Annotated in this window: 13 protein-coding genes; 7 read left to right on the top strand and 6 right to left on the bottom strand. The window is 48.4% G+C overall.

Annotation, left to right across the window (positions count from 1 at the left end; translation table 11 throughout):
• Positions 1-106: 106 nt before the first annotated feature.
• From pilB to VIS94_15420, 4 genes are read left to right on the top strand one after another with little or no spacing between them, the layout of a single operon-like run.
• A complete protein-coding gene (pilB, locus tag VIS94_15435; protein ID HEY9162470.1) occupies positions 107-1,816 on the top strand; it encodes a type IV-A pilus assembly ATPase PilB in 1,710 nt (569 codons plus the stop codon).
• A gap of 11 nt (positions 1,817-1,827) precedes the next feature.
• Entirely contained in the window at positions 1,828-2,931 is a 1,104-nt protein-coding gene (locus VIS94_15430) for a type IV pilus twitching motility protein PilT (protein HEY9162469.1), read from the top strand.
• A 3-nt stretch (positions 2,932-2,934) separates the two neighbouring features.
• The gene (locus VIS94_15425) at positions 2,935-4,131 is read left to right on the top strand and encodes a type II secretion system F family protein (GenBank protein HEY9162468.1); all 1,197 of its coding nucleotides are present in this window, start codon (positions 2,935-2,937) and stop codon (positions 4,129-4,131) included.
• Between the two features lie 6 nt (positions 4,132-4,137).
• Complete coding sequence (locus VIS94_15420; GenBank protein ID HEY9162467.1) at positions 4,138-4,404, top strand: hypothetical protein; 267 nt, start codon at positions 4,138-4,140, stop codon at positions 4,402-4,404.
• Here the strand turns inward: VIS94_15420 and VIS94_15415 are convergent.
• From VIS94_15415 to VIS94_15400, 4 genes are all read right to left on the bottom strand, one after another.
• Positions 4,389-5,102 (bottom strand): biotin--[acetyl-CoA-carboxylase] ligase, encoded by a 714-nt coding sequence (locus tag VIS94_15415; protein HEY9162466.1) that lies wholly within the window; start codon positions 5,100-5,102, stop codon positions 4,389-4,391. The genes VIS94_15420 and VIS94_15415 overlap by 16 nt on opposite strands.
• Positions 5,092-7,719, bottom strand: a complete 2,628-nt coding sequence (locus tag VIS94_15410) for a valine--tRNA ligase (GenBank protein ID HEY9162465.1) — start codon at positions 7,717-7,719, stop codon at positions 5,092-5,094. The genes VIS94_15415 and VIS94_15410 overlap by 11 nt, the downstream gene beginning before the upstream one ends.
• A gap of 158 nt (positions 7,720-7,877) precedes the next feature.
• Complete coding sequence (locus VIS94_15405; GenBank protein HEY9162464.1) at positions 7,878-8,483, bottom strand: hypothetical protein; 606 nt, start codon at positions 8,481-8,483, stop codon at positions 7,878-7,880.
• A gap of 19 nt (positions 8,484-8,502) precedes the next feature.
• Positions 8,503-9,831 carry an ATP-dependent 6-phosphofructokinase gene (locus tag VIS94_15400; protein HEY9162463.1) on the bottom strand — a complete coding sequence of 443 codons (1,329 nt, stop codon included), beginning with the start codon at positions 9,829-9,831 and terminating at the stop codon, positions 8,503-8,505.
• A gap of 117 nt (positions 9,832-9,948) precedes the next feature.
• Between VIS94_15400 and lpdA the strand changes: the two genes are divergently transcribed.
• The 3 genes from lpdA to VIS94_15385 are packed head-to-tail and all read left to right on the top strand — an operon-like array spanning position 9,949 to position 14,318.
• Positions 9,949-11,298: a dihydrolipoyl dehydrogenase gene (gene lpdA / locus VIS94_15395; GenBank protein ID HEY9162462.1), complete on the top strand. Its 1,350-nt coding sequence runs from the start codon at positions 9,949-9,951 to the stop codon at positions 11,296-11,298.
• A gap of 6 nt (positions 11,299-11,304) precedes the next feature.
• The gene (locus VIS94_15390) at positions 11,305-11,778 is read left to right on the top strand and encodes an MOSC domain-containing protein (protein HEY9162461.1); all 474 of its coding nucleotides are present in this window, start codon (positions 11,305-11,307) and stop codon (positions 11,776-11,778) included.
• A 32-nt stretch (positions 11,779-11,810) separates the two neighbouring features.
• Positions 11,811-14,318, top strand: coding sequence for a hypothetical protein (locus VIS94_15385; protein HEY9162460.1), 2,508 nt, complete (start codon positions 11,811-11,813; stop codon positions 14,316-14,318).
• Positions 14,319-14,326: 8 nt separating this feature from the next.
• Here VIS94_15385 and VIS94_15380 read toward each other — a convergent pair whose 3' ends face one another.
• Together VIS94_15380 and VIS94_15375 are read right to left on the bottom strand one after the other, a co-directional pair.
• A complete protein-coding gene (locus tag VIS94_15380) occupies positions 14,327-14,569 on the bottom strand; it encodes a hypothetical protein (protein HEY9162459.1) in 243 nt (80 codons plus the stop codon).
• The gene (locus VIS94_15375) at positions 14,559-15,374 is read right to left on the bottom strand and encodes a hypothetical protein (GenBank protein HEY9162458.1); all 816 of its coding nucleotides are present in this window, start codon (positions 15,372-15,374) and stop codon (positions 14,559-14,561) included. The genes VIS94_15380 and VIS94_15375 overlap by 11 nt, the downstream gene beginning before the upstream one ends.
• Positions 15,375-15,438 lie beyond the last annotated feature (64 nt).

Genomic DNA, 15,438 nt, shown 5'->3' with positions numbered 1-15,438 from the left:
GGAATGCCTGGCATAAATATTGATACCATTTCAATAATTAAATATTATTTGGCTGTTTCGTTAAAGAAGATAAGAAGTCTTGCCGATAGGCTTACCGAGGAGTGTAATGGCTACCGAAAGAATTGGCGAACGATTGGTTAAAAACGCGCTTATCACACCGGAACAATTGATGGAAGCGCAGAAGGCCCAGAGAGCAAGCGGTGTGAGGCTTGGTTCTCAGCTTGTAAAGCTGGGATATATTTCCGAAGAGGAACTGGTGGGTTTCCTGGGGCAGCAATACGGGCTTCCGGCAATTGTATTAAAGAATACCAAGGTGGATCATGAAGCAATAAAGCTTGTTCCACAGAACATTGTCCTTAAATATAACGCAATTCCCTTTGCCAGGTCAGGCTCAACGCTGAAAGTTGCAATGACCGATCCGTCAAATATCTTCGCCGTTGATGACATTAAATTCCTTACCGGCTATTCAATAGAAGTATATGTGACATCAGAGGAATCCCTTAAATGGGCAATAGATAACCTTTATGGCAAGGCTGAAGAAAATGAAATGGAGTATGCCCTGTCAGGCCTTGAAGACTTTGAAGAGGGGGTCGAAATTGATGAAAGCTATGATGATGTCACTGCCGGTAATCTTGCCCATGAAGCTGAAGAGGCCCCGATAATAAAGCTTGTTAACCTTATCCTTGTCGATGCGATAAAAAAGGGGGCGAGCGACATTCATATCGAGCCCTATGAAAAGTTCGTACGTGTCAGGTTCAGGCTTGACGGTATGCTTCAGGAAATTATGAAACCGCCCATGCGCTTCAAAAATGCAATCACATCAAGACTGAAGATCATGAGCAAGCTTGACATTGCCGAAAGAAGGCTTCCGCAGGACGGAAGGATCAAGCTGAGGGTTCAGGGCGGCAAGGAGGTTGAATTCCGCGTATCTGTGCTGCCGACGCTGTTCGGGGAAAAGGTAGTTCTTCGTATTCTGGACAAGGCGACTTTGCAGCTTGACATGACAAAACTCGGATTTGAAGAGGAAGCATTAAAACAATTCAAGGAAGGCATCTACAAACCCTGGGGTATGGTTCTGGTCACGGGTCCTACAGGCTCAGGCAAAACAACTACATTGTATTCGGCCATCTCCGAATTAAACAGAATCGATACCAATATATCGACCGCAGAAGATCCGGTCGAATTCGATCTCCCCGGCATCAACCAGGTACAGATGCATGAGGAAATCGGATTGACGTTCGCTGCTGCGTTGAGATCTTTTTTGAGGCAGGATCCTGACATCATCCTCGTCGGTGAAATCAGGGATTTCGAGACGGCGGAGATATCAATCAAGGCCGCCCTCACAGGGCACCTTGTCCTTTCCACCCTCCACACTAACGATGCCCCGGCAACAATCAACAGGCTTCTTAATATGGGAATCGAGCCTTTCCTTGTGGCCTCTTCGGTCAACCTTATAGTTGCTCAAAGGCTTGCAAGAAAGATCTGCAGGGAATGCATTACAAACGATGATGTCCCTGTTGAAACACTGATCCAGATGGGCATGGATCCTGAGGTTGCAAAAAAGGTTACACCGAAGAGAGGCAGCGGATGCCCTGTGTGCAATAACTCGGGTTTCAAAGGCAGGGTGGCCCTTTATGAAGTAATGACGGTAGGGGATTCTCTCAAGGAACTGATACTGATGGGTGCTTCAGCATCCGAGCTAAAGAGAGAGGCGATAAACCAGGGCATGAAAACGCTCAGGCAGAGTGGTCTGACGAAAATAGCCGAAGGTGTGACATCCGTGTCAGAGGTTCTAAGGACAACTATGCCGGATTAATTGGAGGTGTTGTGGAAAGTACTATTTATGATCTGCTGAAAAAAATGGTTGAAAAAGGTGCATCCGACCTTCACATCACCACTGGTTCTTCACCACAGGTAAGGGTGAGGGGAGATCTTTATCCCCTGGATGAACCGGCTCTCACGCCGCCTGATACCAGGCAGCTGCTTTATTCCCTGTTAACCGAGGCCCAGAAACATAAATTTGAAGAAGACCTGGAGCTTGATTTCTCATTCGGACTGAAGGGCCTGGCGCGCTTCAGGGGGAATATTTTCATTCAAAGGGGCGCACCCGCAGGTGTCTTCAGGATGATCCCCTATGAGATCATGTCACTGGAGGCGCTAGGACTGCCTAGTGTTACCGGCAAGCTTACATCATATCCGAGAGGGATGATCCTGGTCACCGGCCCTACTGGAAGCGGTAAATCAACAACCCTAGCCGCCTTTCTTGACAAAATAAACCAGGAGCGCAGGGGGCATGTAATTACGATAGAAGACCCGATCGAGTTTGTGCACAAGCACAAGAACTGTCTGGTGAACCAGAGAGAAATAGGCAGCGATACAAGAAATTTCGGGAGTGCGCTGAAGCATATCCTTAGACAGGACCCGGATGTTGTTTTCATCGGGGAAATGAGGGACCTTGAAACAATGCAGGCGGCTCTTACGATCTCGGAAACCGGACACCTTGTTTTTGCGACGCTGCATACGAATTCTTCTGTTCAGACCATAAACAGGATAGTGGATTCATTCCCTTCGCACCAGCAGCCGCAGGTCCGTGCCCAGCTTGCATTCGTGCTTGAAGCGGTCATCGCCCAGCAGCTTCTTCCAAGGGCTGACGGGTTGGGCAGGGTGCTGGCATGTGAAGTGATGATAGCAACCTCTGCAATAAGAAATCTTATAAGGGAAGACAAGATTCACCAGATATACTCTCAGATGCAGGTCGGACAGTCAAAGCACAACATGCAGACCATGAACCAGTCTTTATATAACCTCTATCTGAAGAAGCTTATAACCCTTGAGGACGCCCTCGGGTGGGCGGTGGATGTTGAAGAACTCAAGCAGATGATGACTTCTACGGGAGGGATAAAGATAAATCCCGGGGGAGAGAGGAGATAACCAATGCCAGTATTCGTTTGGGAAGGCAAACTTGCTGACGGGACTTTAAAAAAAGGTGAAGTCGATGCCGAAAGCAAGGCATCGGTAAATACGATCCTCAGAAGGCAGAGAATCACTCCAATAAAGGTAAAGTCCAAACCCAAAAATATCGTATTATTAAAGCAAAAGGTCAGGACAAAGGAGCTGGTTGTCTTTGTCAGACAGTTCGCAACCATGATAAATGCGGGACTGCCCCTTGTTCAATGTCTGGAGATACTGGGAACCCAGCAGGCAAATGCTGAATTCAAGAGGATTATCACGACCATCAGGCAGGATGTTGAAGGCGGCTCGACATTTGCCGATGCACTGAAGAAGCATCCTCAGGTATTCGATGATCTTTTCATCAATCTGGTTGCAGCAGGAGAGCTTGGCGGTGTTCTTGATATCATCCTCAACAGGCTGGCGCTGCACATGGAGAAATCTGAAGCGATCAAGGGAAAGGTAAAAAGCGCAATGGTATATCCGATAATCGTCATCTGTGTGGCGGTTGTTGTCGTAGCCATACTGATGATATTCGTAATTCCTACATTCAAGGAGATGTTCACCTCTTTCGGAGGCTCTCTTCCCGCCCCGACCCAGATGGTTATAAGCATGAGCAATTTTTTCAGGGGATACTGGTGGGTGATGATAATAATCATTGTGGCTCTGTTGGCTGCTTTCAGATACGCCATGAAGGTTCCGAAGATCAGGTACCAGGTAGATAAGGTGTTTCTGAAACTCCCGTTATTCGGTCCCCTTCTCAGGAAGGTCGCGGTTGCAAAGTTTTCCAGGACGCTTTCGACAATGATATCTTCAGGCGTGCCTATAATGGACGGTCTCGAGATCACATCCAAGTCATCAGGAAACCTGGTAATTGAAGAGGGCATTAAAAATGTCAGGCAGGCGATCAGTGAAGGAAAACCGATGGCGGACCCGCTCGAAGCAACAGGGCTTTTCCCCGGCATGGTCGTTCAGATGGTTTCAGTCGGAGAGGCAACAGGTGCACTTGACAATATGCTTGCCAAAATAGCCGATTTCTATGATGAAGAAGTCGATGCCGCAGTCTCGGCCCTTACCGCGTCCCTTGAACCTATGCTTATGGTCTTTCTGGGCGGCACGATCGGCTTCCTTGTAGTGGCGATGTACCTGCCGATATTCAAGATGGGTGCGGTCGTCGGTTAATATCAGGTGAGCATTTTCGAGGCCATGATGCTTTTATGCTTCGGGGCGGCATGGCCTTCCTCGATCTATAAATCCTATACTTCGAGGACATCAAAGGGCAAGAGCATCGTTTTTCTGGTTATCGTTCTCATAGGATATACAGCTGGCATTCTTCACAAGATCTTTTATAATTTCGATATGGTCATATACCTGTATATAATCAATATGCTTATGGTTCTTGCCGACATATTCCTATATTTCAGGAACAGCAGGCTCGATCACAAACCTGTATAACCTGAGAAGAACAGCTCTTCATTGATGAGCGTTCTCTCTATCCCGTTTGCCTCGATCATCAGAAAACCGTCCGGATCGATATCCCTGATGGTGATCCCGGTTCCGTCGGGCAGCATGGGTTTGTAATCGGATTTGATATGGTATTTCAGGAAGTATTCTTTTATCGGTTCAAATCCCATGTCTGTTAGTTTGCCATACCACTTTTCAATTGAGCCGATTATCAGGTCTGCCACGTCACCTATCGCATGACACCGGCCTGAAAAAAGCTTGAGCGAACCTGCCTTGCCGGCAAGCTCTTCGGGCCATTCTATCTGGTTTATATTGACTCCGATCCCGACCGCGGTAATAGACGCCCTTGATTCGCACAGGATTCCCGCAACTTTTCTGCCTCTTATCAGGATGTCATTCGGCCATTTGATAAGGGGTTCTTCTGTGGGAAGGATATCAGCTATAGCCTCTCTTGCAGCAACACCCGCCAGAACCGTATATCGGGTATCCATGCCGGGAAGAGTGATTGTCAGATAGAGATTGCCTTCAGGCGAATACCACTGGTGTCCCCTCCGGCCTCTGCCAGCCTCCTGCTTTTCAGCGGTTACTGCTGCAAAAGGTTTCCCATAATCCAGGGCATACCTGTTTGTGGAATCAATTGAGGCTAGTTTTATGAACTCCTTGATGAAGTCTTTTCTTCTATCCTTCAAGGAGTTTTCTCGCCCTCTCGATCTTCTCAAGTTTGAAGCTCAGTTCTTCCTTGAGCCTCTTCTGCTCCTCGACAACTTCGGGGTCGGCCTTCTCAATGAAGTTTCTGTTGGAAAGCTTTTTTTCCTTTGCCTCAAGATCAGCCTTTACGTTCTTGAGCTGCTTGTTCAGCCTGTCCATTTCCTTGGCAATATCGATTACGCCTTCAAGAGGTATGTAAATCTCCATGTCGGCCGTTACAGCAAAGGCGCTCTTTTTAGGTGCGTCATTCTCGACAAATGAAAGCCCTTTGACCCTGGCAAGCCTTTTGACAAGATTCATGTGTCCCTCAAGTATGGTCCTTACATCTGGCGATTTAGGTTTAAGGACGGCTTCAAGCTCGACTGAAGGCGATATATTGGACTCTCCCCTTATGCTCCTTATTCCTGAAATAAGCTCGATAATGACATCCATATGGCGTGCTTCTTCAGCAAAGTTGAATGCATTGTTCCCGGACGGATAGGCCGTTATTGTAATGGAATCGGCTTTCTTTCCGGGAAGGAGCTGCCAGACCTCTTCGGTTACAAAGGGCATGATCGGGTGCAGCATTTCCAGGATTGTCCTGAACACATGAATAAGGACCCATCTGGTCGTATCCGAGGTCTCGCTTTCGAGCATGGGCTTTGAGAGTTCGATATACCAGTCGCAGAAGGTATGCCACGTGAAGTGATAGAGACCTTCAGCCGCATCGTTGAACCTGTATTCGTCCAGAGCGGAGCGTGTCTCAATAATCGTCTTGTTGAGTTCGGTCAGCACCCACTTATCCGCTGTGGAGAACTTGAGCCCTGCTGTTTCAACCGCCTCGGGATTGTAATTCTCGCCTGTGTTATTCAGAACGAATCTTCCCGCATTCCATATCTTGTTGATGAAGAAGCGGTAGCCCTGTATGCGTTTTTCGCTCATGCGCACGTCGCGCCCCATTGCGGCGAATGCCGCAAGAGTGAACCTGAGCGCGTCCGCGCCGAAGCGGTCCATCTCTACTATGGGATCGACGAAATTTCCCTTGGTCTTGCTCATCTTCTGACCGTGCTCGTCCCTGACCAGCGCATGCAGGTAAACGTCCCTGAAAGGTACGTCTCCCATGAACTTCAGCCCCATCATCATCATGCGCGCTACCCAGAAGAAGAGTATGTCGAAACCGGTGACCAGAACGCTTCCGGGGTAGAATATTTTCAGCTCCGGTGTTTCGTCCGGCCATCCCATGGTTGAGAATGGCCAGAGCGCGGATGAGAACCATGTATCGAGCACGTCGGTCTCCTGCCTGATATTTACTGAAGAGCACCTGGTGCATTTTTCCGGGTCGGTCGTGCTTACTATGACCTCGCCGCAGTCGTCGCAGAACCATGCCGGGATTCTGTGGCCCCACCATATCTGACGGGAAATGCACCATTCCCTTATATTGTTCATCCATTCGTAGTACGTTTTTTCCCACTGCTGCGGGATTATGCGCGTGGCACCGTTTTTCACGGCGTCGATGGCCTTTTCGGCGAGGGGCTTCGTCTTTACGAACCATTGCTTTGAAAGATATGGCTCAATCACGGTCTTGCAGCGGTAGCATTTCCCCACCGGGACTTTATAAGGCGTCTTGTCAACGAGATAGCCCTGCTCCTGCAAATCAATCTCTAGCTGCTTCCTGCATTCGAAGCGGTCCATGCCCTTGTAAGGGCCGGTATTCGGCGACATGTTGCCCGACTCGTCGATAATAACGATTGTTTCTAATTTGTGTCTTATCCCCATCTCGTAATCGTTGAGGTCATGGGCCGGAGTCACCTTCACAGCTCCGGTGCCGAATTCCAGGTCGACGACTGGGTCCGGTATGATCTTTATCGGTCTGTTGAGTATGGGCAGTATCGCGTTTTTGCCAACGAATGATTTGTAGCGCTCATCCTCGGGATTGACCGCAATGGCAGTGTCGCCCAGCATGGTCTCGGGCCTCGTGGTGGCCACCACAACCTCACCGCCTCCCTCCATGGGATAGCGGATGTGCCATAGGAAACTGTCCTCTTCCTCGTGGTCGACTTCAAGGTCTGATATTGCGCTGTGGCATCTCGGGCACCAGTTCACGATGTAATCGCTCCTGTAGATGAGCCCTTCGTTATAAAGTGTTACGAACACCTTGCGAACCGCTTTTGAAAGGCCCTCGTCCATGGTGAACCTTATCCTGTCCCAGTCGCATGATGCACCCAGACGTTTGAGCTGGTTTATTATGAGGCTGCCGTGCTTTTCCCTCCATTTCCAGATCTCGGCGATGAATGCGTCCCTTCCGAGTTCATGTCGGGAAGTTCCGTTTTCTGCGAGGTGCCTTTCGACAACAGTCTGTGTTGCAATGCCTGCGTGGTCGGTCCCCGGCATCCAGAGCGTGTTGTAGCCGTCCATGCGTTTGTAGCGGCAGAGAATGTCCTGAAGCGTGTTGTTGAGAGCATGCCCCATGTGGAGGACGCCGGTTATATTGGGAGGCGGAATGACTATGCAGAAGGCCTGCTTATTGTTTTCCGTGGATGCATGAAAATATTTTTTTTCAAGCCAGAATTCATACCATTTCTGTTCGATTTCACCTGGATTGTAATCCTGATCAAGCATATATTATCTCCTGGATATGATCTTAAGCCATCCACATATCATTTATTAACCGGTTTTAGTCAATTCTTTTTCAGATTTTCCTCAGGTGTATGCATAAGAAACAAAAATAGACATTGATTGGCGCATAATTAAAAAGCGAGTATAAATCCAGCAAGCCGTCAGTCTATTTTCTTGAGCTTTTCGATCTCCTCGCGGATGACTTTTTCGATTATGCCGGGCAGGTCCTTTTTAACAGACGCGACAATTTCATTTATGAGGTCCGTTATTACAGGCCTTGCTATGGATTCGACCATTTCAGGGATGTCTTTCGTCAGAGATTCTCTGGCCGCTTCGATCACGGCCTCTTTATCTGCAGATTTTGAATATTCTCCGGTATTGATTTTAAAAGTCTCTTCCGCTTTCTGCTCAAAAGTTTCTTCTGCCTGCTGATTGAATATATCTTCAGCGGGGGCCTCAACAGGCTTTTCTTCAAAAGGAAATTCCGGTTCTTCTTTTTTCTCAGGCTGAACAGGTTCGGACTTTTTAGGCGTGGCTATGCTTTCAAGCGATTCCCTGAATATCCTGTCAAAGTCGAAATCTTCCTTCGAGTTTTCCGAGGGTTTGTCGTCCTTTGAAAGCTCTCTGCCCAGGTCAAAGGTTGCCGTTTCGGGTCTGTGAGTTTTTACTTCAGGGGCCGGGTCAACGGGCACCTCTTTTTTGGCTGAGTCTTCTTCATCCATCAATTCGGTAAGGTCAATAATAAGGTCGTCATTGTCGCTTGACATGATGATCTCCTTTATTTTTTCATGAGTTTTTCATTACCGGCTGGCCGGTGGATTCCATGACGCTCATCCAGAGCGGTCCCTTAACATCAATCTTTTTTCTTTCTCTTACGCTTAAAGCGATGGGTATATGGACATAATTGTTTCCCCAGTTGCCTATGAGCATATCGGTCTTGCCCGACATACCAGCATGTACCGCCATCTGGGCAAGGAGCCCGCAGAATATGGAGTCGGTGGCGTCGGCCTCGACGCTCCTTATCATGTAGCTGGGATCGATGTATTTAAGGTTGATCGGCATATCTATCCTTGCGAAGAAATTCTGGATTGCGTCTTTCAGGAAGATGCCGATATCACCCATCTTTATATTTCCAGAGGCGTCCTTTTTCGCATTGGCGCTATCGAAGAATTTAAGGCCCGCGCCTTCTGCGACGACGATGACCGCATGGCCGCGATTTTTAATCCTTTTTTCAAGACACGATAGAAATCCGTTTTCCCCATCAAGGTCAAAATCCATTTCAGGTACAAGGACAAAATTTGCATCGCCCTGTGCCAGCGCTGCATAGGCGGTTATAAATCCGGAATCCCGGCCCATGAACTTTACGAGGCCTATGCCGTTTGGTGCGCCTTTGGCTTCGGCATGGGCACACATGATGGCTTTCTTGGCTTCTTTTACGGCGGTGTCGAAACCGAAGGTCTTGCTTACGAAACTGATGTCATTATCGATTGTCTTGGGGATGCCTATGACCGAACACTTGTAGTTTCTGGCAAGCACTTCCTTTGCAACGGCTGAAGCGGCCTTGAGCGTTCCGTCGCCTCCTATGAAAAAGAGGATATTCAAATTAAGCCTTTCGATTGCATCTACGATTTCAGATATGTCCTGTCCCCCGCGAGATGAGCCGAGGACTGTTCCCCCCCTCTCCTGTATGTGCTCTACCGATTGCGGTGTCAGATCGATTATGGGATGTGCGTATTTGGGTATAAAACCCTGAAGTCCGAACGGTATCCCGCATATGTTATGAACACCGTACATATAGTAGAATTCCATGACTATGCTTCTTATGACGTTGTTTATGCCCGGGCAGAGCCCGCCGCATGTAACAATGCCCGCTTTTGTCTTTGACGGGTCGAAGAATATCTTTTTCCTCGGGCCCGCTATTTCGAACGTCGAAGGATAGCGGCCTTGAAGCCTGCACTTTTCAAGAAATGCGAGAGATGTGTCGATCAGCGTGCGTTCGCCGTCTTCAATGAACATGGTGCCTTTTACCGGCGAATCTATTCTGGCGTTTCCAAGGGAAACGATATTGGTATCTATATCACCTTCCATATATTCGAATGAATTTTCCGAACCCATATTCCCTCCATGCAATCCTATTATCGGTTTTATAATGGCTTTTCTTTATTCATTGGTCTTAAAAAATTTGCTTCAAATCGCTTTTGATGAGAAGCGTATATGTGATATAGCCGCCTTATGCAAAAAGGCAAGTATGATTTGTTTGTATTAGGCGCCGGGCCCGGCGGATATACCGCTGCGATACTGGCTTCGAAAAAAGGGCTTAAAGTGGGTCTTGCCGAGGCGGGTAAACCTGGCGGGACCTGCACGAACCTGGGGTGCATTCCGACAAAGACCTATTGCGAGAGTGTAAAGCTATTTTCAGGAATGAAAAATGCGTCGAGGTTCGGGATAGAAGCGGAAGTAAGACCGCTCGACCTTGAAAATTTATTAAGCAGAAAGGAAAGGATCATCTCAAGACTTTCCAAAGGCATCGAACTGCTTCTGAAGACGAACGGCGTTGAGCTTATTAAAGGCGAGGCAGCCATTGCCGGAAGCGACGAAGTAATGATCGGCGATGATATCTATAAATTCGACAACCTGATGATATGCACAGGCTCGAAACCCAAGCCGTGTCCGTTTGACGTGCCCGGTATATGGACCAGCAACGAGGCTCTTTCGGTGAAAGAGATTCCCCGGACATTGCTGATAGTGGGAGGTGGTGTCATCGGCATGGAGATGGCAGGGATATTCTCTGCCCTTGGTGTTCAGGTAACTGTCGTCGAAGCGCTCGACAGGATTCTGCCCGGAGAAGAACCGGATGTGTCCCGGCTTCTTCTCAAAACGATGAGAAGTGTCCGCTTTCTGACTTCAGCACTGGTTAAAGGTATCGAAAAAAGAGAGTTGTTCAACACCACTGTCGAATCGGGTGAAAAAACAGAGGTGATAGAAACCGAAAAAATCCTGTGGTGCACGGGAAGGTCTCCGGTCGTGCCTGCAGGCCTGGAAAAGCTCGGGATTGATATGCATGCCTCAGGCGGCATAAAGGTTGATAAGGGCATGAGGACATCCGTTCCGGGCGTATACGTGGCAGGAGACGCCACAGGCGAATGGATGCTTGCCTACATTGCATCAAGGGAAGCGGAAATCGCGGTTGAAAACATTACCGGAGGAAATGCCCTGATGGATTATTCCTGCGTGCCTTCCATAATATTTACAAGTCCTGAAATAGCATCTGTAGGCGCCGTGCCACATGATGCCCCTGGGCTTAAAAAAGGGACTTTCCCGGTAGCGGCGCTTGGCAGGGCCAGAACCGCCGAGGCCAATGACGGATTTGCAAATGTCTATACCGACAGTGAAGGCAGGCTGGTCAGAGTTACAATAGCGGCACCGCATGCGACTGACCTCATTGCATGGGCGGCTCTCGCCGTAAAAAAGGGCATGACCGTAAGCGATTTTCTGGATCCGGTATATACGCACCCGACATTCTCGGAGATCGTGAAGGAAGCGGCTGAAGACTGTCTGGGACTGAGCGTTCACAAAGGATAGATGATAGTGGAAAATAGCGTAAAGGGCATTGTCATATCCGTAAACACGAGCCTTTTCAAAGGCGAAAAAAAATCCCCGGTAGAAAAGGCGGAGATAGTAAACTGCCATGGTATCAAGGGTGACGCGCATGCAGGCCCCGGCGAGCGGCAGATAAGCCTTCTTGCATGGGAAAGCATCGAGAAGATGAGGGAGAAAGGCTATGATGCCAGAAACGGTGACTTTGCCGAGAACCTTACGATCAAAGGCATAATTCTCTGGGAACTCAAGCCGGGGGATGTGCTTAAGGTGGGCGGTGGAGTGATTCTGAGAATAACAAGGATAGGCAAGATATGTCATGACAGATGCAAAATCTACTATCAGGTGGGCGACTGCGTAATGCCGAGAGAGGGGGTTTTTGCCGAGGTGGTATGCGGGGGCATCATCAGACCCGGCGACACTGTAGTGCTTGCCGATTCAATGACCGGGTCTGTTTCCGCTTGAGTTTATATAGACATTCTGACCTAATGTCCCGAATGAATAGAATCCTTCTGGTATGTATTTTTTTCTTTATCCTGTGCGGCAATACATTTGCCTTGCAGTCGATCGAAAAAGACGGAATCTACGTCTACTATCCCGAAGGTGAGGAAAAGATCGCAAACTCTCTTGTTGAAAAAATCGATCCGATCAAAAGTTTTTTGAAATCATATGGCCTCATTGTTCCAAAGCCCTTGCATGTTATTGTCGACGGAAAGAAGGATTCCCCTGATCTCATTGTCCACGTGATTCCCCACTACGAGATAAGGATACCCATAAAGGCCCCGGGCGTGCTCGATGACGGTTATATGGAAGAAGACCCCTGGGGATACTTTCTATTCAAGGGCATGTGTCTCGAGGCGGTCTATGCGGTCAGGTCGGGCCTGCCGGGAGCCCTGTATTATGCATTCGGCGTCGTGATGTCTCCGAACGCCATTATGGCTCCATGGTTCGATGACGGGTTTTCGAGCCTCATGTACAAGCGGTATTGCGGAAAGACAGTGATTGATTCTTATGACAGGGCCATATTCGATGAGTCGCTTCCTCCGGATATCGCCAAATTGAGCAACCATCCCGGAATATGGCCTGGCCATTATTCATACAGGATTTTCGGCAGACCGTTCATCGAATGGATTTGTGAAAAGTACGGGATGGACAAGCTTATGGATTTCGTAAGGGTTCACGGCAGGGGTTTCATCCCGCTTGAGATCGACATCAAGGCCAGGGAGGTATTCGGGGAATCCTGGCACGGTATGTGGGATGATTTCATGAAAGATGCGGCCGTAAAAAATGGAGATGCATCCGGCATGTTCATACAGGGATACTGGCCGGAACCCTTCATCTACTGGAACAACTCTGGAGTCTATCCGGGCGTGGAAAGAAATTCGATATGCAGTAGATACGGATACAGGGATAAGGGAGGCACACTGTGGCTTCAGGAATATGACTGGGAAGGCAAATCCCGCATAGTCTCATATATGGACGGGTTATCAAGAATTACGGAAGTGGAGCATGTCTGGGACCCGGGTCAGGGTGATATAGCCGTCACCCGAAAGGGTCATATACCTTATCTCATCGATTTCAGGTTCAGGAAAATACTGGGCATAGAGACGCTCAGAAAGAGCGATATGTTAATTGCAGGGCCCGAAGGGGCTATTCAGATGTCGGGTCCTGTCAGGAGCGAGGGTGGAAGGATCGCCGTATCTGCCAATGTTAAAGGAAACTGGGATATATGGGTCTATGACAAGTCCTGGGAACGTATCACCGATGCGCCATCAACCGAAATGGACCCGTGGTGGGACGGTGATACCCTTGTTTATTCATCCGACATATCAGGCAAATTCCAGATATATGCTCAGGGTATGGTTCAGCTTACGGATGTCCGGAACGGGGCAGTCATGCCAAGAGGCGGCAAATACCTTAATCTGGTGCACAACGGGTGGAAGGTGGATGAGTACAAACTCACAGCACGGATAAAGTATGATTTGCCATCTTATGATACATCCGGCAATGAGTCTTCTTCCTATAATGAAACCGGGGGAAAAGGGTATAATCCGCTCAACAGCCTTTTCCCCAACTGGATGATACCGGATATGTATGCCGACACGTCCGATATTCAGATCGGCCTTCTCACATTTGGAAGGGATGTATCGACAGACTATACAATAAACGGCGGATTCAGGTATTCTTTCTACGAAGAATATTTCATCTTTAACCTCGGGGCCAGCGCAAAAGGTCTGGGTGTGAACCTGTCAAGGTATCCGCTCGACTATTCGTCGGATATTGCAAGTGTCGATGAGTCGAGGCTTGAAGGAAAAATCTTTTTCAGACCTGTTGAACACGACTGGTTTACCGTTTCATGCAACTGGCTCGGATGGGACACCCGCGAAAGTCCCGATGATAACGGTGAGGATATCTGGGGTGCGGTAAGCATCAATAAAATCTTCGGAAGCCTTGGAACGTCCCTTAACTATGAATACTATTCAGGAGGAATGAGCTCTGCCTACGCGAGTCTCAGGCTGAGAACCGGGAAGGAGATATTCAGCGTATTCAGTCTGAGTGCGGCAAAGACCTGGGGCGGTTATGAACCCGGACACGGTTCCTTCAGGATGGGAGGGGATGTCGGAGAAGGTTACTTCACCAGAAGGCCCTCAAGACTCTATCCCTTAAGGGGATTTCCTTCCAATACGTTCGAGGCCGGTCAGGCGTACACGGCAGGAGCCGAAGTCTACTGGCCTCTTGCCAACCTGCAGAAAGGATATAAGACGATACCTCTGTTCCTGCACAGGCTCAAGCTGGGCACTTTCGTGGACAGCGGGATATGTTCCGATACGGTATCAACAGATGATATCGCACTGGGGGCAGGCATTGAACTGGTTACCTCCATGGAGATCGCATGGGGCGTTATGTCGGAATTCAGGTTCGGGGCGGCGGTACCGGTTGTAAGGCCTGATTATATAAACAGCGCGGATTATGTTATTCTGCTGCAGATCGGCAGACCATTGTAAGCTGAGACTCAGGCTTCTATCTCTTTAAGGATTTCCTTCAATCCTTTTTTAATCTGTTTCGCATCTTCCTTTTTCTGGAGGAAGGCCTTTTCGAGTTCATTGTGTCTTTTTGTGAGGTTTGCCAGTTCCTGTTTCAGCGATGCCAGTTCATCGTGCAGTTTCTTGACTTCACCGTTCAGGACGACATCGCCTGATATGTCATCGACAAGAGAGAAGAGGTCATTTACCTTCTGCTTTGTCTTAGAGTCCATATGCCTCCCGCTTCGCCTTGAGCCTTATCTGTGCAAGCGACGCATGCACCTGTTCCAGCGTAGATTTCAGTTCGACGATCTCTTCTTCTAGCGGCTTGCGCTTTCTGGTCTCCGATTCGAGAATGGACTCAAGGTCTTTTATTCTTTTATGTGCGGCATCAAGGTCTCTTTCGAGAATGGCGGCCTTGACGTCGAGAAGCGCCTTTTCTTTCACCTCATTCCCGATTCTGGTGAACCTTTCCTCCAGATCCTGTTTGAGGGCAATCTGTTCGCTCAAGGCCGCATCTTTTTCGCTTATGACGGTGAGCAGTCCCTGGATATAAAGATTGGCGTCCTGTATCTGCTCGCTTAGAAAATCGATCTCCCTGTTCAGGTGAACGGAAGATTCGGCTGTGTTCTGAAGTGATGACAGCTGCTGCTTCAGTTCGATATTTTCCTTCAATGCATCTTCAAGCGCATTTTCTTTTACTCCTAGCAGGCGCTCTGCCTCCTTCTTCTCAATCATCATGCTGGTAAACTGGGAATCGATTTCTTTTATTGTTTTTTCGGCCTGTTTTATTTCAGCTGTGTTTGTCTGGAAAGCGGGCGTGAGGGGTGTTTCAATTTTCATCTCCAGGGGCTCTTCACGTGTTGCAGTGACAGTTGTTTCATGCTGTTCGAAAAACGGTTCTTTCTCTGTTGCAGTCTCAATCTCTTCAGTTCGGGCCGGCAGTTGGACAGGATTGATATTCCATGGTCTGTTGGGGCGGACTTTCTGAATTTTCGGCATTTTTTCTGCAACATTCTTGTCAAAACCGTCTTTCATAATTTGCTCCCTTCTCTTTAGATTATGTAACCATGAATATTTTTTGTATCAAATTATTATAATA

This window comes from Desulfomonilia bacterium (assembly GCA_036567785.1).
In the GTDB taxonomy this organism is placed as follows: domain Bacteria; phylum Desulfobacterota; class Desulfomonilia; order UBA1062; family UBA1062; genus DATCTV01.
The sequence above is the reverse complement of the archived record's forward strand: the minus strand, read 5'-3'. Positions and strand labels throughout refer to the sequence as shown.

Coding starts and splice junctions, on each gene's coding strand:
- pilB (HEY9162470.1), top strand. CDS start 107: ATGGCTACCGAAAGAATTGGCGAACGATTGGTTAAAAACGCGCTTATC.
- VIS94_15380 (HEY9162459.1), bottom strand. CDS start 14,569: ATGGACTCTAAGACAAAGCAGAAGGTAAATGACCTCTTCTCTCTTGTC.
- VIS94_15385 (HEY9162460.1), top strand. CDS start 11,811: ATGAATAGAATCCTTCTGGTATGTATTTTTTTCTTTATCCTGTGCGGC.
- VIS94_15405 (HEY9162464.1), bottom strand. CDS start 8,483: ATGTCAAGCGACAATGACGACCTTATTATTGACCTTACCGAATTGATG.
- VIS94_15375 (HEY9162458.1), bottom strand. CDS start 15,374: ATGAAAGACGGTTTTGACAAGAATGTTGCAGAAAAAATGCCGAAAATT.
- VIS94_15425 (HEY9162468.1), top strand. CDS start 2,935: ATGCCAGTATTCGTTTGGGAAGGCAAACTTGCTGACGGGACTTTAAAA.
- VIS94_15400 (HEY9162463.1), bottom strand. CDS start 9,831: ATGGGTTCGGAAAATTCATTCGAATATATGGAAGGTGATATAGATACC.
- VIS94_15410 (HEY9162465.1), bottom strand. CDS start 7,719: ATGCTTGATCAGGATTACAATCCAGGTGAAATCGAACAGAAATGGTAT.
- lpdA (HEY9162462.1), top strand. CDS start 9,949: ATGCAAAAAGGCAAGTATGATTTGTTTGTATTAGGCGCCGGGCCCGGC.